The sequence below is a fragment of the Pseudomonas fluorescens genome (genome assembly GCF_012974785.1).
Lineage (GTDB): Bacteria > Pseudomonadota > Gammaproteobacteria > Pseudomonadales > Pseudomonadaceae > Aquipseudomonas > Aquipseudomonas fluorescens_BT.
In genome coordinates this window covers 5,111,361-5,133,645 of the sequence record NZ_CP027561.1, presented here as the reverse complement: position 1 = coordinate 5,133,645, position 22,285 = coordinate 5,111,361, and the positions used below count along the sequence as shown (strand labels likewise).

Genomic DNA, 22,285 nt, shown 5'->3' with positions numbered 1-22,285 from the left:
AGGGCCTGGAATGTGTCCGTGCTTTCAGAAAAGCGGCGGATTGTATCAAGCCCAATGTAATCGTGAAGACTGAAAGTGCTGGTCTAGACGGTTCCTACACACATCTCGGAAATGGCATTCAAGTTTGCTGAGTGTTTAAACACAGAGGACGTTCCATCGCAATCACTGAGGCTTCAAACCCCAGGCGGGTAAAAGATCGCGTACCGTCAGAGCGTTTTCCATTGGGTGATCGAGTCCTTGATGAGTGGATGAATGCAATTGAACCGATGCCAAGCGTAGTCAGTTTTTTCCCCATGTCCGCATCGCAAACTCGACGAAGCGCCGCAGTTTCGGCAAACGATAGCGATCCTGTGCATAAAGCAGGTGCAATGGGCGGCTCGGTGGCTGGTAGTCGGGAATCACCGTGACCAGTTTGCCGTCGCGCAGATCCTGTTCCACCAGTGCATCGGGCAACATCACGATACCCATGCCGGTGCGGGCAGCCTGATGCAAACCGGCGGAGGTATTCATCAGCATCGGCCCGCTGACGTCGATCATGATTTCACCCTCCGGACCACTCAATCGCCAGCGTTTTTCCACCGATTGCCAGTCATCGCCGGCGGGGTAGGCGAATGACAGGCAATCGTGTTGTTGCAGGTCTTCAGGTGTCAGGGGCATGCCGCGCCGGGCCACGTATTCCGGGGAGGCGCAGACGGTCAGGGTGTAGTCGATCAATGGGCGGGCGATCAGGTTCGATTGCTCGAAATGGCCGAGGCGGAACGCGACATCGAGACCACTTTCCAGCAGATCCGGGCGGCTGTTGGTCAGCACGACATCCATTCTGACTTGCGGATACTGCAGAGAAAATTCGCTGAGCGCCGGAGCCAGGCGTTCGACACCAAAGGTTAACGGCGCGGTGATGCGCAGCAAGCCGCGCGGCTCATCCAGGGTTTGCTCGGCGAGTCGTTCGGAGTCTTGCACCAGGCCCAGCACTTCCAGACAGCGCTGATAATAGACCGTGCCGAATTCGGTCAGCCGCTGACGGCGTGTGGTGCGTTGCAGGAGTTGCACGCCAAGGCGCTGTTCCAATGCCCGCAGGTGATTGCCGACCATGGTCGTGGACATTTCGCATTGCAGGGCGGCCGCCGTCATGCTGCCGGTTTCCACAACCTTGACGTAGACGCTCATCGACTGGAACAGATCCATTATCAAGCCCTGCTTTTAAATGATTGAAGTTTTGCCGAGTTTATCCAGTTCTGGTGGCTAACCATACTGCAAGCACACCGACCTTCACTGGAGTTTGAAGTCATGACCGCCGCCGCCCTGATGAACACGTACCAACCATTGGCCCTGAGTTTCACCAAGGGTCTGGGCACTCGACTGTGGGATCAGGCCGGTCGTGAATACCTCGATGCCGTCGCAGGAGTGGCGGTGACCAATGTCGGCCACTCGCATCCGCGAATTGTTTCGGCGATCAGCGAGCAGGCGGGATTGCTGCTGCACACCTCCAACCTTTACAGCATCGATTGGCAGCAGCAGTTGGCGCGCAAGCTGACGCAGCTGTCGGGGATGGAGCGGGCGTTCTTCAACAATTCCGGCGCCGAGGCCAATGAAACCGCGCTGAAACTGGCGCGGCTGCACGGTTGGCGCAAAGGGATCGAACAGCCGCTGGTGGTGGTCATGGCCAATGCGTTTCATGGCCGCACTCTCGGCACCTTGTCCGCCAGCGATGGCCCGGCGGTGCGCTTGGGATTCAACGAGCTGCCGGGGGATTTCGTCAAAGTGCCATTTGGTGATCTTGAAGCGCTGAAGCAGGTGCAGCAAAAACATGGCGAGCGGATCGTGGCGATTCTGGTCGAGCCGATCCAGGGTGAAAGCGGCGTGCAAATGGCGCCGCCGGGTTACCTGAAAGCCCTGCGCGAACAATGCAATCGCCACGCCTGGCTGTTGATGCTCGACGAAATCCAGACCGGCATCGGCCGCACCGGGCGGTGGTTTGCGTTTCAGCACGAAGGTATCGTCCCGGATGTCATGACCCTCGCCAAGGGCCTGGGCAATGGTGTGCCGATCGGTGCCTGCCTGGCACAGGGCCGGGCGGCGGAACTGTTCACGCCGGGCAGCCATGGCAGCACCTTCGGCGGCAATCCGCTGGCCTGTCGGGTGGGTTGTACGGTGCTCGACATCATTGAAGAGCAGGGGCTGTTGGAGAATGCCCGGACACAAGGCGAGCACTTGCTCAGCCGTTTGCGGGCGGAACTGGCGGACAACCCGAATGTGCTGGCGATTCGTGGACAGGGATTGATGATCGGTATCGAACTGAAACAGCCGATCCGCGACCTGACCCTGATTGCCGCGCGGGATCACGCGTTGCTGATCAACGTTACTCGCGGCAAGACGATCCGGCTGCTGCCGCCGTTGACGATTGATGAGCGGGAGGTGGGGATGATTGTGAGGGGAGTGGGGCGGATGCTTGAGGCAAACTGACCGCCACGAGATCGCCTGAAGTTGCTGCCGATTTTTTCGGCAGCCATTTTTTCATCCGGGTAAATCTGCTGTCGGATATTGCCGCAATCCTAATCAGGATAATCCGTCAGATCCGGCGCCTGCATCCGGGTCTTCGGCGCGCCGTTCGAGTTGTGTTGAATGATCTCTCGGGGCTGCCCTTGTTCATTGAAAAACACCTGACCGATCCCCGCCGAATTCCATAGCCGTTCACCGGCTTCGGCATGCTCGGGAACGTACGGCACGATGCGCATGCGCCGGCGCTTGGTCAGCCAGTTCAGCGGCGAACGGGGTGAGTAGAGCCAGCGGTTGAGGCGGTCGAACCATTCCAGCAGGGTGGGCGGGAATTCGTTTTTGATGCCGCTGCTGGTGATCTGCCAGATTCGCGGTCCGGCCTTGCGGTGTCGGATAAGCACTTCGTAGACAAAGGAATAATGCACATCCCCTGACAGCACCACGTAGCTGCCGGGTGTACGGGTGTGTCGGAAGATGTTCAGGATCACCTGGGCCGCACCCCGATGGGCCATCCAGTTTTCCGCGTCCACCAACAAGGGATAACCGCACCAGCTGAAGACTTTCTGCACAGTCTCGATCAGCTTCACGCCAAAGATCGGCGCCGGTGAAACGATGATCGCCGAGGGATGATCGAGCAGTTCCTGTTGCAGTTCGCTCAGGGCTTCCCAATCCAGCAGACCGGAAGGTTGCTTGAGCGCCATCTCGCTGCGCCAGCGACGGGTGCGGGTGTCGAGTACCACCAGCGCCGGGCTGGTCGGCAGCACGAAGTGCCAGTGTTGGAAGCGCAGCAGTTCATCAATCAATTCGTCCTGCACGAGAGCGTCGAGATGACGGTCGTCACCGCTGGCGCTCAGGCCACGGGTTTTCTCCAGCACTGTGCTGAATGCATCCGGATTGTTGCCCCAGCCCTGACACAGCATGTAGGCGATCAGCGCGTTGCCGATGATGCGTTTGGAGAACGGGTGGCTGTAGGCGGTTTCTTCCCATTGCGCGGAAAGATTCCAGTCATCGGTGATGTCGTGATCATCGAAAATCATCAGGCTCGGCAAGTGCGCCAATGCTCGGGCGACGTTGCCAAGACCTGCCTTGAAGGCATCGATCCGGGTCTGCTCCAGTGCGTAGCGCTGCTGGCGTTCGTGCGTCACCTTCGGGACTTGCGGATCGATCAGCGTCCATGGCGTCGGCGACCACACCAACAGGTACATGGCCATGACTTCAGCGAACGTCACCAAGTGATTGTCCGCGCTGCTGCTGGTGAAAATCGGCTTGCGCGCACCGCCGAAAAATCGCTCGCGCAACGTCTCGTTGCTCTCGAGCGCCGGTAACAAATCCGCACGGTGGTAATAGCTGGCCGGGTGTTCGTAGAGTCGAGCGCTGTCGCTGACCACCGCGCCTTCGAGTTGCTCACCGAACAGGCAGAGTCGCTCGATCAGGGCGTGAATCGCCCGCAGCATTGGGCCGGCGACGTCATCGGCGTAGATCTGATCGCCGCTCATCATCAGCAAGGCAGGGCGTTGTTGTGGCTCGTTTTCAGCCGCCAGCAGTTGATCGACACAGAGCAGACCGTCAGTCGAAGGGTGATGCGGTTTGCGACAGGAGCCGTGGAGCAGTTGATCGATCCGCGAGCGCACGACAAGGTTCGGGCACAGGGCGCTACCGTATAACAGATGCGGCGCCCAGTCGGTGACGGGATGTCGGCCATCGATCAGCAAGTCGTAATCGACACGCGTATCAAAAGGCAGGGGACTGTCGAGCGTGATGTCTATCAGGTGAATGAATGCATGAGCGCCCACAGGAATGACCGTGCATTTCCCGGCCTCCAGTGGAATGTCTCCTGCGCCTTGCAGGCGCAAGGTCAGCGCCAGCTCGCGGCTGCCTACCAGCCAAAGCACTACGCGCGTCGGCTCCAGCCGTCGCAGCAGGGGGCCGGCCAGCACCGGAGGCAGCGCAGTCAGGTCAACAGAAGTTTGAGACATCGGAGGGCAAAACTCAGGTCGCACAGGCTGGCGATAATAGCTCAGCCTGTGCTTTCAACCCTTAAGCGAGGCTTAAGAGTCCACCTTTTGCAGCTTCAGCGCCAACAGGCGCCATTCGGCAGGCGTCGTGTCGACCCTTGGTTGTTCTTGCACGGAGCAGTCGAAACGGTAAGTGACGTCGTCGCCATTCATGTTCCGCGCGGTGACGGTGTTGCTGAAGGTGTAGACCTGTTCCTTGAATCGTTGCGGGGCGAGGCTCTTGCTATCGGCAAACCGCGCAGAAGCGGGGAAGCGCAAGGTACTGGTCACGAACGGGCTGCACATGACATACGCGAGCATCGACTTGTCGCCCTGCGCGTCGTTGCGCAGTTTTTTGCTCAGGGCTGTCAGGGCCTTGCGTCCCTGGTCGTCACTCTGGTCAATCACGGTTTGCACCGACATCGTCTTCGGCGCCCGACTGGCGTAGTTCGGCAGCAATGCCGAATCTGGTGGAGAGGGTTTGTCGTCCGGCTCGATAGCGGCAAACACTGGCGCGTCTTTCAGCGCAGCGGGGCTTGCAGCCGACTCGGCTTCCGGCAGCAACGACGTCGGCTCGGCGTCCTGCGCCACCACGTTTTCAGTCTGCGCCGCTTCGTAGCGATGCGCCGAAGGGAACAGTGAAAAAGTGATCGACAACACCACCAGCGCCACAATAAAGCCGCCCGCTGCACCGACCAGGTTGCCGTAAAACAGATTCCAGCTGCCGCGGTTTTTCACCACCCAGCGCCACATGAAACCCCAGGCTGCGACAAATGCCAGAAAACGCAGAAACTCCATTCGATCCTTTCCTTAAACCTGCAAAAACCTGAAAACAGTGCGTCGTGGAGAATGAGTCCTGACGGTGGACGGCAAGATATCAAAATAGATTTCTGGTGCCACGAGAACCTTCATACCCAGTGTCGATAAAAATCACTTGAGTGCAAAAAACGCCAGGGCTGTGATGCCGGCCACCGTGCCGCAAAGGCCTGCCAGAAGCTGCCGCGCAATGACGGGCTCGACTTGCGAGCGTCGCGCGACCAGCATCCACACGCCGATCAGAGCCGCGGCGGTTGTCATCATTTCCAGCAATGTACCCGTCAGCCCGGATACGTGTGGCCGGGTCGACCCGAACAGGCCGATGTAAAACTCCGAGACCACCAGTCCCACCACCAGACCGCTGGCAGCGCCCAGCAGGTTGGCGAGAAACAGGTTCCAGCTACCACGCCGCTGGACGACCCACACCCACATGGCCGCCCAGGCTAAAAGACAAAACGCAAAGTCCATCGAATCCTTCCATTTGAGTCAGTACCGGTCAGGTTCTTTGCGCCCCGCCCGGCAGTGGATGGCAAGATAGCAAAATAGTAGCGTCGCGCCACTTTCTTCAGCTGCGCAATGGACTACACATGCCTGGCATTTCTGGCGAAGCGCATCCGAAGACATTGATGATCAAGGTCGACTGGCGTGGCGGCAGACATTGCCGAGCCGTGCGATACGTCAAATCCTAGGTGATCTACACCGCCCATCCCGATTAGGGCAACTGCGCAATCTATAGAGAGGTCGCGGTGCTGGGCGGAGCCATGGTGGAGAGGGGAGACACCATCGATCGTGACGCGATTTTTCAATACGTGGGATGGAAGAAGCAGGAAGGAGCAGGCGGGTTCCCCATCGACATTCAAGTGGTAAAGGTGCGCAAGTAGTCCGAGGGGCTGTTTCTTCAGATCGCACGTCTGATTACAGAACGTCCTTCAAATACCCCTTGAGCGCGAGGAGCGGCTGATCCAGCTGATCCAGCGACTGCGCCTGACTGAAGTCGGTCGACAACTTGTACAGTTCCCGCCCCATCGGTTTCTCGACGCCACCCAGCGCACCCATCGCCAGCGCCAGGCACTCGTTCATCTTGAACTGGATCGTCTCGACATCACCTCGGCGCACCAACAATTCGAAAACGTCTTTCTGATAGTCGCCCATGACCATGTCATCCCGCAGAATCGGGCTCAGGCCTTCTTCTTCGTAGGCGAGTTTGAGGGAGAACAGGGCGACGGTTTCCAGTGACGTTTCCATGGTGTGAACCTGTGTGAGATCTCGCCGGATGGTCAGCGGCACTTTCCGACAGACGAAAAAAAAGGCCTTGCTAAGCAAGACCTTTTTTAATTTTGGTGCCCGAGGGAGACTCGATACATCCATAAGATTCGTGGCTTGCAGGTCGATTATAAAGCTTGGGATACATGGAGGGATACACGGTGGTGAGTGCTGGCACATTTTCCAATATGGGATAGTGTTCTGCATCTCACAATGGAGCACGTCATCGATGGCCCGAGTTCAACCCCCACCAGAACCTTCCGCTTCCAAGCTTCAAATCCAGCAGCAGGATATCAATCGAAACATCGAGAGGCTACGAGATCGTGTTTCCGAACTCGAAGCATTCGATCTGACCTCCGTGCGTCACGGCCTTACACCAGAGGTAAGGGGGCTGGAGGTCAGAATCAAAGACACTCTTGTACGGTGCTTTGGTGAGAACACTTCTACCTACAATGATTTGCAGTCTGCAGCGGTTCTTGCGTTCTATCCGCGCTTTCGGGCTAACGGGGTACCGACAGATTATGTTGGGCGCCTTGAGAAAAACATCAAAAGGGCTATCGAGCTTCTTCGGCAAGGCCAAAGAACATTAGCTGAAGACCTGGCCGACTTTCAGCATGAACATGAGAAAAATCTGGATGAAGGGGAAGTGATGGAAGAGTTATCAAGACGTGTGTTTGTCGTTCATGGTCATGACGATGGCTCACGCGAGATGGTGGCTCGCTTCCTTGAGAAAGTAGGATTCGAAGCTGTGATCTTGCACGAGCAGGCTAACGGAGGCCGGACGGTTATTGAGAAGGTCGAAGCTCACGGGGATGTAGGGTTCGCCGTCGTATTACTCACTCCTGATGATGAAGGATGTGTGAAAGGTGGGATGCCTGAACCGCGGGCTCGCCAAAACGTAATCTTGGAACTTGGGTATTTCATCGGTCGTCTTGGACGAGGGAAGGTTTGTGCACTCAAGCGAGGAGCCTTGGAAATACCGAGCGATTACGCAGGTGTAGTCTATGAATCACTGGACGGTGATTGGAAGCAAGCCCTTGGCCGTGAACTTCAAGAAGCTGGACACGAAATTGACTGGAACAAGGTTATGCGGTCTTGAGGCATCTGCTAGGTGCCTCCCGCAAGTGAAGAGTGAGGCCGACGCATCGGGCCTCCGTGCCGAAAGCTGCCGGGGACCCTGAGGATATTTAGATGATACGGGGTCGGAAACCCGCGGGACTGTGGTAGCGGGAGATGCTGGAGCTTACTGAAATTTCAACGTTGAATTGAAAGGATCTTGAAGAAAAAAGGACATCGTTACCGTACCGGTAATGATGTCCTTGGATCGATTGTTTTGTAGTGCAGATGCACTGTTGAACAGGCAGTTCACCGGGTTCACCTGTTCACTAAGCTGGGAGTTCTCCCGCTACCAAGGTCCGGCGGGTTTCCGACCCCGTGTCTCGAAGAAAACCTCAGGGGCCCCAGCACACTGCGGGAGATACACCTGACGTTCGCTGGTGGGATTGATGCTTACGGGGTGTGGGGGGCTGTACCCCTCAAAAATGCGATGTAACTCGTGTAACTGGTGTAACGATTGTTGGTAAGTGGCTGTATTTATTGAACATTATTGATGTTACATCGGCTTCGTACACAAACCTTTAGGCGTGTAACTCTGCCATCTGGTGTAACGCTCCGATGCTTGAAAGAGGGACGGAGGAGGTCATGTCCATGCGCAGGAGACCAGGTACTTCCCCACTCCCACTCTGCCCAAGAGATGCGATTAACGGGCTGTAATCATCAGTTTGGCCGCTCTGCCAGCGATCAGTCAGCAGTCGTAACGGGCCGCTTTCGGCCAAAACCGGCCGCTCGCATACGTCTACGAATCTATGGGCGATTCCTGTAGTGTGAGGGTATGAAATCTTGACAGGGAGGGTGTCATATGCAGAACACGCGGATTCGAGAGATTTTTATCTCGAGGCTTTATGGCTTGTATAACCATCGTATAAATCTAACAGAAGAAGGTCTTACGATAATTCATGGAGCCAATGGTGTAGGAAAGACAGCTGTTCTGAAGTGCTTGGATTATTTGTTTGGATGGAACATAGACGCCTTATCAAAGATTCCTTTTAGAACAATAAATATCGGTCTTAGTGATGGCGCCAAGATATCTATATCTAGAGCTACAAGAATCGAGAGAACTCCTTCTAAAAGCGACATGCTTAATGGACCTCTAGAGCTTTCATTTTTTAAAGACCCCAACACACACATAGAGACTGTTTTTGCTATTGATCCGGAGATGGCAAATTTTGCTGAGACTATTACGGCCTCGCAAACATGGATGGTTAAAGTTCAGCACGGGCTGTGGCGCGATACTAGAACAGGCAAATATGTTGACGCAATGGAAGTGGTGCAAGATTATTTTCCCGGAAAGGGCAAAAAAAAGAAAACCTATTCTGGTTATTTTGAAAAAATCAGGAAGGGTCTCAATGTTAAGTTGATTGATACCCATCGCCTCAGTCAGCGCTCGAAAGATCAATTGGCAGATTTTACCGTGCTGGAATGTGCGGCGGATATGTTGAAGCAGATCAAAACGGTTAACGCAGAGTATGCCAGAAGAGCTCAGGAGCTGGATCAAAATTTCCCCCACAGGTTGATCTTAAACTCCAATAGCTTCTACGGCCCTGATATTGTCAAGGAACGATTATTGAAGCTTGAAAAACGCCAGGTGCAACTAAGTAAAATTGGATTGTTAGCGACACACGGTGCGCAGACCTTCCCTTCCGATGTTGAGTCTCTATCAAATCCAAAGCTTGAAGCGATTAGTCTGTTTGTGCAAGATAGCGAAGCAAAGTTAGATGCATTCAATGAGTTAGCAATCCGTTGCACTGCACTATTAAAGCTGCTAAACACAAAATTCAAGCATAAAAAATTAGAACTGAGCAAAGAGACCGGGCTGTCGATAATTGATTCGTTTGGCGACATCATTCCAATGGATGCTCTATCTTCCGGTGAGCAGCACGAATTAGTTATCACCTATGAACTTTTATTTAAAACCCCGTCGAATACATTGTTATTGATCGACGAGCCCGAGATATCACTGCATGTTGGATGGCAAAAAAGCTTTATTGAGGACCTTCTGTATATATCAAATATTGTAGGATTTGAATCCGTTGTTGCCACTCATTCTCCATTCATAGTGGGGGAGAAGTACGACTTGATGGTAAGTCTTGATGATGGAGTTCATGGGGAATGATCGTATCTAGAGATGTTGGAGATATAATTTCAGAAATCCAAATGACTTTGGCTGCGGATCCCAATGCTATTTTTTGGTTACTTGAGGGGGTCACAGATATAAAGTTTTTCAAACCGAGACTAATTGATGAAATAACACTTATTGACTCGATGGGAAAGTACAAGGTTATCGAAACCATAAAAAGGATTGCTGCTAGCAATAACCTTAAGCCCCTGCCAGTTCTAGGAGTGGTTGATAATGATTATGACTGGTTGAATGGCTATGAGGCACCTCCTAACGTTGTCTCAACTGAGCCCAGGGATCTGGAAGGGATTTTGCTTAGGGCTAATTGCGTAGATTGCGTTCTAAGTGAGTTTGGAAATAGTAATGCGATAGCTCAGTTTGAGAGGCGAGAGGGGCCCGTTATTGATGCGATTTTATCCAGGGCGCTAGAATTTGGTAAAGTGCGAGCTGTAAACAGCAGAGGTAATCGAGTCTGTTTGAAATCACTTAAACCAGTTCAGTTTTTTAAAAACGACTGGTCCTATGATAAGGACAGATTGTACGAGAAGGCTGTGCAGCTAGGTGTGTCATCAAGCATTGACGAGCTTAAGAGAGAGATTTCTAATCTTCCTGAAACTAATCCCTGGCATTACGTCAGAGGGCACGACGCTATAGATATATTATGCGGCGGTCTGATTTCAGTTCTCGGGCCTTTCAAAGCGCACGCCTCTTTAATAGAGCCGGTTTTACGTCAATCTTTAACTTCGCAACAATATAAAACTACAACAATCCACCAGCAGTCAATGCTTTGGCATTTACAAAGAAACTTACCATACCCCTACCGGGAAGCTCTCAACTGATGTTCTATTGTTATTTTTATGCATGCTGACCTTATGGCGAATTGACACAGGGGACATGGAATGCACTAATCGTTGACAAATATTCAAACGCAGCTAGAAGCTGTGATTGCACAGATAGGGGGCAAGATGGTATCTGGTGAAGTGCAGATGCAAGCGATACCTGATCGCATGCCTAACAAGCAATGTTGGATGCTGTTCAAGGTGGCTAATCTAGATCGACTAAAGGCGCTGCAGCGTGGTCTACTTTACATGAATAGCGTCGACTATTTCGCGAAGCTTGAAGGTGAGGCCGGCGCTGCACTTCGAAGGGACGAGCTTGAAAATGTGTACCTTAAGCTCAGCTCTGGCATGAGGGATGGGGTAGTCAGAGAGCTCGCACTTCAGGTTGAAGGTCACGACGAAATCGTATTGAACCCTGAGACAATCATGACCCTGAATTTACCCCGACCTGAAACCGTTATGTTGTACTGCCTGGGTTCTGTATCAGCCGGACATGACGGTCAGATTTGGGGACTCGACAACGGAATGCTGCAATTTAGTGAGCGTTTCCGAGAGTTTGGTACCCATGTCCTTCGTATTACGAACCATGCAGAGTTTTCTAAAAGGCTTTCACAAGCCATCGCGACCCACCCTCTCCTTTATAATTCTCCCTTCTTTAAAGGTGGCTACGGCCAGGTCGATTACGTAGATTTCCGCGACTACAGCGGCCCGATAGGATTGTTTCGCAAACCCGTTGAGTATGCTTGGCAACGAGAGTACAGACTATGCTTTGGCGCTGAACCTGAGGCTCTAAATGATCGAGGTGCGTTAGAGCTAAATATTGGAGACCTATCGGACATCACTCAGATCACAACGATAGAAAGTTTCACGTCGCACCCGATAAGAATCATTGAAAGGAACTACAGGATAGTCGACGGCAAGCCTGTGCAAGTTTCTAACTAAACCTACGTTTAAGACCGACTCGGCGTAAAGAAAGAGCGTGAATAGGCTACGTAAAAAAGCGAAGACAATTCAATGGCTTCGCTTCTAATGTTTACGGTTATGAAAAAGCTGCGGTTCAGAACGGTATGTCATCGTCGAAGGTGGCTGTAACTTTCGGGAGAGGCAAAGCGCTCTTTGGTAATGGCAGATTCGTAACAATGAAAAGATTGAGTATGTCGTCTCTGTCCATAAACATGATCTGAGAGCGCTTCGTGGCATCTAGCTTGTTGCCTATCCAGTTTCTTGCCTGTTTTGTTATCTCGCCGCCCGCGACGATGAATGCGTGGTCAACCAAGACTCGTCGATTCAGTTCCGAATCGAAAATCTCGTGGCCAAGCATCATGTTCACCTGATTGTGAATCTCGGCGACATTCGATGAACCGGGTCTTCCTACTCCCGCTGAATCTAGCTTGCCCTTTTTTGCTTGGATACCGAAGTAGAGGACATGGAGAGTCGGCAGTGTGTATTTCATCCACACGTCCTTGCCATATTCCAACGCCTTATCTTTGTGACCCGTTACGGTTACGCGATGAAACCCAAGCTGACGGAATAACGGCAGTAGCACCTCCTCGATCAGCTCATCTTCAGAGCACTTGTCGAGGTATGTCGTGAGTAGCTCTCGACGTTCCATCTCCGCTGGTGTAAGCGGTCGATGCGGGTTCGCCATCTGCGCAATAGTGTTCGTGGCATTGTGGCGCAACTGGCCGAGGCCGTGCTCGTCGAAGAACGCTTCCCAACCTTCGCGCACCAGCACAGCGTTAAGCGCGGCAAGAGCTCTGCTTCTATCCGGATCGCCCTCCTGCGCGTCGCCTTTGTCGAGAGTTGCACGGATGATCCGAATGAAAGCATCAGGTGGAACCGAAGGACTGGCATGCGGGAGAGCCAACACCTCCTCCAATCTGCTTGCAACCCAAGCCCAGCGGGTTGAACCGTCGTGGGTGTAATCTAAGTCACAATCTTGAAAGAACTCAGTGATGTAACTGCTTGAACGATACCGAAAGTGCTCAGAGTCGCCACAGACAATGTGGGCAAGTTCTCTTAGATTCCTGCTCTTCCATTTCATTTGCGTTCCTAGATTAGGCGGAGTGAGGCTGAAGCACAGCTGACATAAAACAGTCAGCAGATAATGATCGCCAGATGTGGGTAGATAGCTGCCGCTGACAATATAGGGTCGTCAGCTTTTTAAGTGATCGATTGAGCATAGCTTCCCATCGGCCTCTCGCTTTGATGGCACGAAAGGCTCCGAAGCCTGGCCGTTATCGCAATTTCTAAGGCGCCACACTGTTTAGTGTAGTGCTTCTACCAACCTTCTCCGTGCTGACTCAGACGCTACCCCGTTCAGGATTCAGGACCACGCGCAAATCGGGTACCCGATGCGATTCAGCCGTTTTGTGACTGACCGCTTTTGGCCGTATGCGGTCGCTTGGGAATGTCCGCTTCTGGCCGAAAGCAGACGTCCGTGAGCGGCGCTAGTGGGCAGAAGCGGTCGTTAAGAAAAAATCGTGGAGGACAGCTAGGGGCAGCTCTTTTCTACCAGGTTGGGAGGGCTGAGCAATACTTCGCGGAAGGCTGCACCGAGCTATAGGGAAGCAGTCGAGGGCGTAGGGCAAGGTACCTAGTGTTATTCCAGATTTGTAGACCGGCGAGAGATGATCATCTTTTCGAGGATCTCGCGGAGCAGGCGGTTAATTCCCGCTTCGCCGTGGTACCTGGAGCGTTCAATGTGCGCAATCGTGAAATTGTCGCTGGTCGGGGCCGATCACTTCGATAGACAAGCTACGGTCGGCATTTATCGAGCAGGTGATGGGGCATTGTGGAAGGCGCCGAGACAACAGGTCACCAATCTAACGTCTGCTCATTGTGTCCACAACGTAGACTCCTTTTGCTGATGGTAGTGATTCTTTGAGGGTGAAGTCGCAGGCGCGAAGGATGTCATCAACAAAAAAAGGCCTCTTAGAGGCCTTTTATTCAAGCTGCGTTATTTGCGAACCCAGCTTTCAACCTCGTCGGAACCGTGCTTGGTTTTCCACTCTTTGAGCGTCTTGTGGTTACCGCCTTTGGTTTCAACCACTTCACCGGTATGCGGATTTTTGTAGGCCTTCAGCTCGCGAGGCTTGCGTTTGCCAGGTGTCGCCGCTGGTGTTGAAGCGCGTTTCGTGCTCTGCGGATCCAGCAGGTTGATGATGTGCTTGAGGCTGAAACCGTACTGATCGAGCAGCTCGCGTAGCTTGGTTTCGAACTCGATCTCTTTTTTCAACGCGCCATCGCTCTTCAGTGCTTCCAAAGCGTGAAGCTGTTCGGCGAGGTGTTTCTCAAGCTGGCGGTATTCGGCGAGTTTGGACATGTGAATTCCTTGTTGTGTTTTAGCGATATCTATCTGAAGTGTATTACAGCACGGAGTTCAGCTCACTTGCGCCCCTTCAACTGGTCTTCGATGTAGCTCATTTCGTTCTTGATCAAGTTGACCGTCAGTGTCTGAACATTCGAGACCTTGCCCGTTTTGATGTCCACGATTTTCATCAGCGCGGTCAGGTGGTTTTTGCGTGCCTTCAAGGTGTCGGTCCAGTTCGCGCTGCTCAGTATTGGAGTGATCATGATCTTTGTCCTGATGGGGTTCTAAACAGCCCGCGTGAGCGGGCTGCTTCGGGTTCAAGCTGCCAGCAGATCCTCTGCGCTGATGGAGCGGGCTGCGGTGACTAGGTCTGAGTGACGAAGATCCGAATGGAAAGGACCGAATTGAGGTACATCGAGCTTGGAGAAACCATATCCCGAGTACCCTCGGGCGTAGTCCGCCGCGAGTATCCGCGCGCCCAGGGCTACCAAGTGTTCCGCAGCGGAGTTCCACTGTTCTTCCAGAGTCAGCTTTACAGCGCTCAGGGCCGATTCTTTTGCATCGTTCTCCCGCTGCTGTGCAGTTGCGATTTGCGTTTCAAGGGAGTCGAGCTCAGCCTGCAAGGCCTCTATGATGAGTTCCTGTCTTCTGACATGCTCATCGGTGGCGGCGAGTTGTTTGGCTGCCTTCTGCATTTCGCTGTTGGCGGATTTCTCTCCGTCGCTATCACCACTCGCAAGGCTACGCGCATACAGGCTTGCAGCATCTCGTTCTGCCTGCTGTGCTTTCTCCAGCGATTGCTGCGCGTCCGACTGAATGGTCTGAAGGCGTTGGGTCAGGTGCGATTGTGTCTGCTTCAGCGCTTCGATTTCAGCGGCAGCTTCGGACATGGTCTGGATCGACTTTGCCCTGATTTCTTCGACGTGTTCAATGCGCTCCAAGTAAGCCATCTTTTCCTCGATACGGCTGATCGAGGATGGAATTGCCCTCAGGCGACATTCGGCACTGGAGTAACGATCCATGGCGGCACTTCTCTCAGGGCTTCCGATCATGTTGCCGATTGGACTGTAGTTGTTAGGCGCATTGCTCCATTCCGCGTGCAAGATGGGAAGACTGTTTTCAATTGCTTCTTTCTCGGCAATCAATTCGGCGAGTTGCTGTTTCAATTCATTCATTGTCATGTTCGTTGTCCTTGATGAGTTTGATTTGAGTGATTCGGCTGGCGAGGCCGGGAATGAGCCGGCGTTACCTCGATCAGCAGAGTTGCCCTCAGGCAGCCCGTGCCTCGCCGTCATCCGTTCCCGGAATCACTTTCACGATGTAGCAGCGCTGCTGGCCCAGGCCGGGCAGACGCACCAAACTCGACGCCTTACCGTCGCTGCTCGGTTCCAGCACACCGCGCTGCAGTAGCTCCTTGTTCACCGCCGTTAGGTTCATGCCGCGGAAGATCTCCGAGCGCCACGCCTCGGTCAGCACGTAATAGGTGTTGGTGGTGTGCATGGTGTCGCCCATGCCATGCTCCAGCGTCTTGCGAAAGCCGAGACGGTCGATAGTGCGTGGGCCGTGTTCGTCGATCTTCGCCGCCGCCGATTCCCAGCGAGTGAAACGGCTTTCACCGAAGCGCTCGATGACCTGGCGCAGCCGCGCCAAAATCGCATCGCCTTCGAAGTTTCCGGCGCCGCCACGCTCGTTCAGCCATGCGTTCAAGCACACCCGAGCGGCCGTGGTGGCCGTGCCGTCCGGCCAGCCGGTAATGCCCATCGCGGTGGCCAGCTCGCCAGCGGCCGCCGCGAGACCGAAGCGCGCCGCAGCACGGTGTGCCTGTCCACTGGCAGAGGCTGGGAGCGCTTTGGCTATAAAGCCTTCCAGCGTGCGGCGTAGGATTGCCGCCCAGCCGTGGCGCTTGCCCGGTTCGCACAGGGCGGTGAGAAACGCGGTGATCGGTGTGCCGTAGTAGTTCGCCACCCGCGCCTTGAGCGCGTCGGACAGAGCTGCGGCGTCCTCAAACCCGTTGAGTGTGTCGAACATGCCAAGGCCTTTGCTGGCATCGGCCGGGACGGCGAGCATGCGCACCTCCATGCCGGCTTTCAGTTCCTTATTGGCTTCGGCCATGTGCTGGGCCAAGGTCTTCTCGCCGGTAGAGAGGAACAGCAAGCGCCATTCCTGCACCTGTCTGCCCGCTTGGCCTCGATCATTGGCGCGGGCCTTGCCGGTGCCGTTGCCGAGCATGTACACCGTCTCGCCGATGATCCGGGCATCACACATGCCGATTTCATCGAGCACCAGAAGCCCGTCGGAATGCGCGGCGGCGATAGACTCCAGAGCGTTGTCGGTCGAGCGCCACGAACGCACCAGACGCGGTCCGCCGTAGATCGAGGCGGCAACTTGCAGGTGCGTGGTTTTGCCACCGGAGCTGTCGCCGTACAGGTGAAAGCCGCCCGATTCGTGGCCGAGCATGTGCAGCAAGGGGCCGGCAAAAGCCACGCCGACGACAAACGCCAAGCGATGGTTGCCGATGCACAGCGCGCCGATCTGCTGTTGCCACTGTTCCAACGTGCCCGCTTCGCTGATCGGCGGAAGTTGCGCGCCGGCCTCGTAGAAGTGCAGGTGTTCCGCGTGCATGCCGACCTGCTGCTCTGGCAACAGAAAGGCGTTGTCATGCCAGCCCAAACGGGTGACCAGTCGCGCACGTTGAGCACTGTCGAAGCCGCCCAGGTAGCTCTGCAAATCGTTGCGTGCGTTGCGCCCCGAACGACTGCCGGCAAGACGCAACCCCATGTCTACCAAAGGGCCGAGTACATCTTTACCGAAGTCACCGGTCATCGTGCGCGCCGGGATGTTCCAGCGTTTCTTGGTGCCGTCGGGGTCGTCGAACTCGACCAGCAAACCCCAGTTGTGGCCCTTCTCGTCACGGGTACGCGCAAGGATTGCCAGCGGCGAACACACCGGGCGTGCTTCGCCGTCGTCGCCGGCATAAAACACACCATCGGGCGTCAGGCGAAAGCCACCGGGCATCAGGTCATTTTTCGATTTTGCCGGGCGCTTGGCTGCTGCCTTGGGTTTCGCTTCCGGCTCTGGTTCCGGCGTGGGTTCCACCTGGGCAATCACCCGTTTTTCTTCGATCACACCGAACAGTTCGCCGCTGCATTCCAGTTCGGCGAAGTGGCTGGCGGTCCAGCCTTTGGCGAGCGCATCGGCGGCATCGTCGCCGTCATCCCATTGACCACCCTTGGCAAACGCGGCGCGGTCGCTTTTCAGCGTCGGCTTGCGTTTGAACACCTCCAGCGCAATGAATCGGACCGAGGCGGCGCCGATTTCGCGGAGCTTCTCGGCGACGGTGGCCATGCAGGCTTTACCGCTGTCATCGTTGTCCGGCCACAACAAAACGTCGCGCCCCTTGAGCGGCGTCAGGTCAGCTTTGTGCCAGGAGTTGGAGCCGTTCGGCCAGCAGGTGGCCACGTAGGTCGGCAACAGCTCGGCGGCGGCATCGGCCGCTTTCTCGCCTTCGCACAGAATCACCGGTGCGTCAGCGCGCTGGGCCAGTTCATCAAGGCGCAGCAGCGGGCGCGGATCCGGCAGACCTTGCCAGCGCCATTGCTGGGTTTGGCTATCGGTGCGCTGACACCACGTCAGGGGCGCAAAGACCTTCTTCGGCTTGCCGCCCTCATCCGGGCCGAGGTCGAAGCGATACAGCGCCATGAGTGGCTGACCCTGTGCATCGCGATAGATCCACACCTTCGACGGTACGCCGTGATCACGGTGCTTGGCCGGGCACTTGTTCATGGCCTCGGTCGGGATCGGCTGGATGGCGTTCCATGTCGGCGCCTTGGGCTTAGTCGAGGCGGCCGTGATCTTTGCGGCGCCGGGCGCAACGTTTAGCCAATCTGCCAACTTGTTGCACGCTTCGACGTCGGTGCCGCCGTCCAGATTGCGCACCAGATCAATCAGGTCGCCGCCTTTGTCGCCGGTGGCGAAGTCGGCCCAGGTGCCCTTGCTCAAATTGACCTTGAGCGAACCGGCGCGCTTGTCGCTGCGGGTAGGATTCGGGGCTGTGTATTCCTTGCCGCCGTCCACACGCTTGCCGTTGGGCAGCCAATGCGACAGGACACGTTCAATGTCTTTCAGTGCGGCGGCTTTCACGTCGGCAAAGCTTGGACGTTTCGCGGTGCTGTTCGTGCGTTGGCTCATGTGTCAGCCCTCGGCAGAAACAGCGCGTCGTTGATGTCGTCGATCAGCGCTTTCGCCATCTCGCCCAGGTACAGGGCGGGCCAACTGAAACGCTCGCCGTGGTCACTCATGGCCGCGTCGAAGTTGAGCTGGTTCGCGTGATGTTGCAGCAACGACACCATCTCCAGCGCGTCTTCGACGGGTACACCGGCATTCACTCGAAACAGCTTCAGGTCGGTGGCATTAACGCGAGAAAAGGTAGCGTGGCCTGGTGTGGTGGAAATGCTCATAGCGCACCGCCTTTTTGCACCGCAGGGGCCGAAGTGTTGTCACCGTGCATAGCCAGTGTTTTGATCAGGCCGAGGGTGCCGCGCACGTCCCAGAGGACGGCTGCAATGACGTGATTGGCAAGGCGTGAGGATTCGTTTTCGAAGTGATCCTCCAGCAGCGTCAGCACCGAGTCAGCACGGTCAATGGCGCAGGTGATGGCATCGATAGGTACGCCGGCTTCGGCGGTTGGATTCACGCAGAGCAGATCTTCGGGCAGGGCAAAACTCAGGGCGTTGTTCATTGGGCACCGCCTGCGGTTTCGAGTGCGCGGGCTTTGGCCATGTGAGCGTTGTAGCGGGAGAGGCGTGTGGCGAGGCTGGAGTTGGCGTGTAAAGCGGCGAGAGCCATTGCACGGTGTGCAGCGGCGCGAATTTTGGACGGATTGAGGGCGTGCATAGGTGGCGCTCCAAGTTTTGACTATGGAACTGCCACGATCCTTTCCACGGGATTGGGTGGCAGCTGTGCGTGGGGTGGAAATACCGGGAAACTTGGAACCCGGCCAGGCCGAAGCCTGCCCACACACAGCCGCCATAACTCGAAATCGCAGGCGTAAAAAAAGACGCCTGCAATCGTAATGGGGGCGCCTGTGCGCCAAGTTTTCAAACGGGTTTCCACGCCCGGTCGCTGAATTTGCAGCGACGGCCAGAGAGTAACGTCCGTGTTTCGAAATAGCAACTGCGCTGATGGCTTGCGGATTTTTCAGGTGCGGCATAAATTGTTCGGGCATGTAGATTGACCTCAACGCCTCCGGATCGCCCCCGGAGGCGTTTTTGTTTCAGGCATGGGCTTCCCAGCGCAGGGAGAGAAGGGGCAGGAATCCGCCGCTGAGCATGGAGCGGGCATCTTCGTAGGCGTCGACCTGCTGGCCTTCGTCGACGACCACGGCCCCGGTCTTTTCGCAGTGAAGGGAGAGGGCGCACCAGGTGCCGTCGGCCCAGCTGAGCACGCTGACAACGCGACCTTGCTTGTCCTGCTGGCTGCGGTAGCGTTCAAGGCGCTGCATGACGCGAGTCGAGAAACCAATCCGACGCAACACGGAAAAGGGATGCATCAAAGCGTTGTCTGCAGTCTTGTGGCTCATGCAGCCACCTGATCGCGTGCCTCGATGCGGCTGCGCGCCCACGCTTGAACTTCGGAAAGGACCCAGGCGACAGGGGCGCCGCGTGCGTTGCTGTTGCTCAGCTTGACGGGCTGCGGAAAGCCGCAGTCGGTGCGCTGCATCAGTTTGTAGATGGTCGAACGCTTCATCCCCACAATGCCTTCCACCTCCCGCATGCGGATCAAAGTTGAAGTGGCATCAAAAAGTGAGGTGGCGTTGACGGGAGTCTTGCGGGGAAAATCGGTAACAGAGGTGTTCATAGGTATTGCTCTCGATTGATTTGGACAACGAGAGCAATGGTCTAGAAAATCGTCTGCGGGAAGCAGTTCACTTCCAATTGAAATTTCGGTGAACCTTTGTTCACAGCACAAAGTTGCGCTTGAGTATGGCCTCTACGCTTTTGCGGGTCAGCGCTTTTTCGGTTTCCAGCGTCAGCCACTCCGCGCGCTGCTTGGGCGGTTTGGAAACCTCCCGCTCCAGCCAAGCATGTACCGCCGTGGTCACGTTTCTTCGTGGCATTCCGCTCGTCACGTAGTGGCGACCTTGCCTAATGATTGCTGTATCCCGTGCGCTGATTTCTTCATTACGCTCCATTCCGCTGATGATGCCGCCCTTAGTGCGTATAGCGTTCTTGATTGCTCTGTAAGCAGTAGGGGTCAGTTCGTCACTGATCAAGCAGGGTAGGGTTGTTATGGGCTCCAGAAACAGCACGTATTGTTCTAGTGCCTGAATGCGTTCAATGGGATCGACCTGTCCCTCTACGACGAGACAATAAATATCCCACGGACAGTCCGTGGGAGGTTCAGCAACATGTGACCATGCCTCGTCTTCCGTAGAGCGCATCCAGTCAGCTAATGCGCTTAGCGCTTTTACTGCGCAGGCCATGACGTAGGCTGCATATGCATCGCGCTCCGAAGCTGAAGGGCAGCTGCTGTATTGGCGAACCCAATGTGCAAGACGATTTTTTTTGTCGGTTGAGGCGTACTGAAAAATGGCCTCTTCATGCATCGTTGTCTGTATGCACATGCTGCTCATATCGCTGCTGATGTCGCCGTTCTGGATGCGTACGCAGCATTGATTGATTAGCTCGCATAGATCAGTGATCTGTTCATTGCAGAGCTCATAGAGCGGTTGACCGGAGAGATATTGAAGTAGGCCGGCGGTTAGCGCCGTGTGCAAAATTGGATGAGTTTCAATCATGCCCAAGGTTCTCTACGTGTAACGCTCTATCCCTCGCCCTGCGAGTTGGATGCGTTTCCAGCGATATTTGCGCTCTGGCCCAGCTTGGAGAAATTTGGCCCGCAGCATGCGAAGGGCTTATTCTTGTGTTACACGAACGGCATGCGTTACATCGCATGTACCGAAGGTCGTGCAAGAGTGTATCGGGATTGAAAGTCAATGAATCCGGGCGTTTGGCCGGCATCGTTACACGAGTTACACCTGTAACACGGATTTTGAAGGTGGTATGGATAAGTGCATTCATACCACTTTTCCAAATTGTCCCTTGATTACCTTTTCGCTTGCTAACGCATCAAGGTGATCTGCATACCACTGCATCATCTTCACTCGATGCTCAAGGTATTGAGCCTTGTTGTAGACCCCCGATATTCCCTCTTCTTTGTGAGCAAGCTGCGCTTCGACGTGCTCTTTCGGCCAGCCGTGTTCCCTGAGCATAGTGCTGGCGGTGTGACGAGTACCATGACCAACCAATCGCCCCTTGTAACCGACTGTCGCGAACACCTTGTTGATGGTGTTTTCGCTAATCGTTGGGTTCTTTGCGCCCACCCCAGGGAACAGCCAGCGACTACGACCTGTGAGGCAATGAAGTTCTTTGAGAGCGGAGAGCGCTTGCTTAGGGAGTGGACACACAAAGTCTCGGCGCATCTTCATCTTGGCAGCAGGCGTCGTCCATATCGCTTTATCCAGGTCAAACTCTTTCCATTCAGCTAATCGGACCATGCCCGGTCTGGATGCGGTCCAGATGCAGAGCCATGCAGCAGTTCGGGCCGTCAGCCTGCTGGGGGTGTTTTTGAGTGCTTGGAGGAACTCTGCCAACTCTGGCTCCAGCAAATGAGGATGCTGCTGAGTCTTTGGGGCTTGAGCTGCAATATCTCGGAGGCGACTGCCAGGATCGTTTTCCGTGAGGCCTAAGCCGATGGCTCGTCCGAATATCTGATTGATCCACGTGCGGCACTTTTCCGCCACGTTGTGTGCGTCTCGGGCTTCAAGTGATGCTTGGAGCTCCGCACAGTCAGTACGGGTGATTTCATCCAAGGGTTTGTCTCCCAGCGCCGGGAGTATGTCTTTGTCGAGATAAGTGCGGATTTTGTTAAGGGTGGAAGGAGCGAGTCCCTTTTCTTCCTTGGCCTTGAGCCAAGCTTCAGCAGCCGCTCGGAAGGTACGAGTCTTGGCAGCATCAATTGCCGCTTTGGCAGAGCGTTTTTGTTCGAGAGGATCGGCCCCGCTACTCACGACCTTGCGCAGTTCAGCAGCTTTATCCCGTGCCAACGCACCGCTTACTTCTGGGTAACCCCCCAGCCCCATCCAAGCCCAATTGCCCGCCGGACGTTTGTAGCGGAGCTGCCAGGATTTACCACCATCAGGTTTTACCCTGAAGTAGAGGCCGTTTCCGTCCAGCTCTCGGTATTCCTTTAATTCCGACTCCAATCCCGCAAGTGTCGTATCAGCGAGAGGGCGGCGCTTGATGTCTGCGCGCTTCATCCTTGTATCCCA

The 22,285-nt window shown here is 55.1% G+C and carries 21 protein-coding genes; 5 read left to right on the top strand and 16 right to left on the bottom strand.

Features of this window, described 5'->3' with window-relative positions:
• Window positions 1-279 precede the first annotated feature (279 nt).
• Entirely contained in the window at window positions 280-1,185 is a 906-nt protein-coding gene (locus C6Y56_RS23270; RefSeq protein WP_169431808.1) for a LysR family transcriptional regulator, read from the bottom strand.
• Window positions 1,186-1,287: 102 nt separating this feature from the next.
• Here C6Y56_RS23270 and C6Y56_RS23265 point away from each other — a divergent pair, with 102 nt between their 5' ends.
• Window positions 1,288-2,463, top strand: a complete 1,176-nt coding sequence (locus tag C6Y56_RS23265; RefSeq protein ID WP_169431807.1) for an aspartate aminotransferase family protein — start codon at window positions 1,288-1,290, stop codon at window positions 2,461-2,463.
• Between the two features lie 89 nt (window positions 2,464-2,552).
• Here C6Y56_RS23265 and C6Y56_RS23260 read toward each other — a convergent pair whose 3' ends face one another.
• The 4 genes from C6Y56_RS23260 to C6Y56_RS23245 all read right to left on the bottom strand — a co-directional run bounded on the left by C6Y56_RS23260 (window position 2,553) and on the right by C6Y56_RS23245 (window position 6,551).
• Window positions 2,553-4,472 carry an alkaline phosphatase D family protein gene (locus C6Y56_RS23260; RefSeq protein WP_169431806.1) on the bottom strand — a complete coding sequence of 640 codons (1,920 nt, stop codon included), beginning with the start codon at window positions 4,470-4,472 and terminating at the stop codon, window positions 2,553-2,555.
• A 72-nt stretch (window positions 4,473-4,544) separates the two neighbouring features.
• Window positions 4,545-5,288, bottom strand: coding sequence for a hypothetical protein (locus C6Y56_RS23255; protein WP_169431805.1), 744 nt, complete (start codon window positions 5,286-5,288; stop codon window positions 4,545-4,547).
• A gap of 132 nt (window positions 5,289-5,420) precedes the next feature.
• On the bottom strand, window positions 5,421-5,774 hold the full coding sequence (locus C6Y56_RS23250; protein WP_169431804.1) for a hypothetical protein: 354 nt from the start codon (window positions 5,772-5,774) through the stop codon (window positions 5,421-5,423).
• A gap of 447 nt (window positions 5,775-6,221) precedes the next feature.
• Entirely contained in the window at window positions 6,222-6,551 is a 330-nt protein-coding gene (locus C6Y56_RS23245; RefSeq protein WP_169431803.1) for a hypothetical protein, read from the bottom strand.
• A gap of 247 nt (window positions 6,552-6,798) precedes the next feature.
• Here C6Y56_RS23245 and C6Y56_RS29300 point away from each other — a divergent pair, with 247 nt between their 5' ends.
• From C6Y56_RS29300 to C6Y56_RS23225, 4 genes are all read left to right on the top strand, one after another.
• Window positions 6,799-7,668, top strand: a complete 870-nt coding sequence (locus tag C6Y56_RS29300) for a TIR domain-containing protein (protein ID WP_169431802.1) — start codon at window positions 6,799-6,801, stop codon at window positions 7,666-7,668.
• An 819-nt stretch (window positions 7,669-8,487) separates the two neighbouring features.
• Window positions 8,488-9,801, top strand: a complete 1,314-nt coding sequence (locus C6Y56_RS23235) for an AAA family ATPase (RefSeq protein WP_169431801.1) — start codon at window positions 8,488-8,490, stop codon at window positions 9,799-9,801.
• Window positions 9,798-10,643 (top strand): DUF4435 domain-containing protein, encoded by an 846-nt coding sequence (locus C6Y56_RS23230; protein ID WP_169431800.1) that lies wholly within the window; start codon window positions 9,798-9,800, stop codon window positions 10,641-10,643. The genes C6Y56_RS23235 and C6Y56_RS23230 overlap by 4 nt, the downstream gene beginning before the upstream one ends.
• 72 nt (window positions 10,644-10,715) lie before the next feature.
• Complete coding sequence (locus tag C6Y56_RS23225; protein ID WP_169431799.1) at window positions 10,716-11,585, top strand: hypothetical protein; 870 nt, start codon at window positions 10,716-10,718, stop codon at window positions 11,583-11,585.
• A 115-nt stretch (window positions 11,586-11,700) separates the two neighbouring features.
• Here the strand turns inward: C6Y56_RS23225 and C6Y56_RS23220 are convergent, their stop codons facing one another.
• The 11 genes from C6Y56_RS23220 to C6Y56_RS23170 all read right to left on the bottom strand — a co-directional run bounded on the left by C6Y56_RS23220 (window position 11,701) and on the right by C6Y56_RS23170 (window position 22,273).
• Window positions 11,701-12,687 (bottom strand): hypothetical protein, encoded by a 987-nt coding sequence (locus C6Y56_RS23220; RefSeq protein WP_169431798.1) that lies wholly within the window; start codon window positions 12,685-12,687, stop codon window positions 11,701-11,703.
• Window positions 12,688-13,602: 915 nt separating this feature from the next.
• The gene (locus C6Y56_RS23215) at window positions 13,603-13,968 is read right to left on the bottom strand and encodes a histone-like nucleoid-structuring protein, MvaT/MvaU family (RefSeq protein WP_169431797.1); all 366 of its coding nucleotides are present in this window, start codon (window positions 13,966-13,968) and stop codon (window positions 13,603-13,605) included.
• Between the two features lie 62 nt (window positions 13,969-14,030).
• Complete coding sequence (locus tag C6Y56_RS23210; RefSeq protein ID WP_169431796.1) at window positions 14,031-14,219, bottom strand: hypothetical protein; 189 nt, start codon at window positions 14,217-14,219, stop codon at window positions 14,031-14,033.
• A gap of 54 nt (window positions 14,220-14,273) precedes the next feature.
• Window positions 14,274-15,137: a hypothetical protein gene (locus tag C6Y56_RS23205; protein WP_249314337.1), complete on the bottom strand. Its 864-nt coding sequence runs from the start codon at window positions 15,135-15,137 to the stop codon at window positions 14,274-14,276.
• An 88-nt stretch (window positions 15,138-15,225) separates the two neighbouring features.
• Window positions 15,226-18,144 carry a DUF927 domain-containing protein gene (locus C6Y56_RS23200; protein WP_169431795.1) on the bottom strand — a complete coding sequence of 973 codons (2,919 nt, stop codon included), beginning with the start codon at window positions 18,142-18,144 and terminating at the stop codon, window positions 15,226-15,228.
• The gene (locus C6Y56_RS23195) at window positions 18,141-18,413 is read right to left on the bottom strand and encodes a DUF3077 domain-containing protein (protein ID WP_085655302.1); all 273 of its coding nucleotides are present in this window, start codon (window positions 18,411-18,413) and stop codon (window positions 18,141-18,143) included. The genes C6Y56_RS23200 and C6Y56_RS23195 overlap by 4 nt, the downstream gene beginning before the upstream one ends.
• Window positions 18,410-18,694: a hypothetical protein gene (locus C6Y56_RS29295; protein WP_085655303.1), complete on the bottom strand. Its 285-nt coding sequence runs from the start codon at window positions 18,692-18,694 to the stop codon at window positions 18,410-18,412. The genes C6Y56_RS23195 and C6Y56_RS29295 overlap by 4 nt, the downstream gene beginning before the upstream one ends.
• Window positions 18,695-19,228: 534 nt before the next feature.
• Window positions 19,229-19,534, bottom strand: a complete 306-nt coding sequence (locus tag C6Y56_RS23185; protein ID WP_169431793.1) for a hypothetical protein — start codon at window positions 19,532-19,534, stop codon at window positions 19,229-19,231.
• Window positions 19,531-19,812 (bottom strand): helix-turn-helix transcriptional regulator, encoded by a 282-nt coding sequence (locus C6Y56_RS23180; RefSeq protein ID WP_169431792.1) that lies wholly within the window; start codon window positions 19,810-19,812, stop codon window positions 19,531-19,533. The genes C6Y56_RS23185 and C6Y56_RS23180 overlap by 4 nt, the downstream gene beginning before the upstream one ends.
• A 100-nt stretch (window positions 19,813-19,912) precedes the next feature.
• A complete protein-coding gene (locus tag C6Y56_RS29290) occupies window positions 19,913-20,752 on the bottom strand; it encodes a hypothetical protein (RefSeq protein ID WP_234206557.1) in 840 nt (279 codons plus the stop codon).
• A 279-nt stretch (window positions 20,753-21,031) separates the two neighbouring features.
• Window positions 21,032-22,273: a tyrosine-type recombinase/integrase gene (locus C6Y56_RS23170; RefSeq protein ID WP_169431791.1), complete on the bottom strand. Its 1,242-nt coding sequence runs from the start codon at window positions 22,271-22,273 to the stop codon at window positions 21,032-21,034.
• Between the last annotated feature and the right edge of the window lie 12 nt (window positions 22,274-22,285).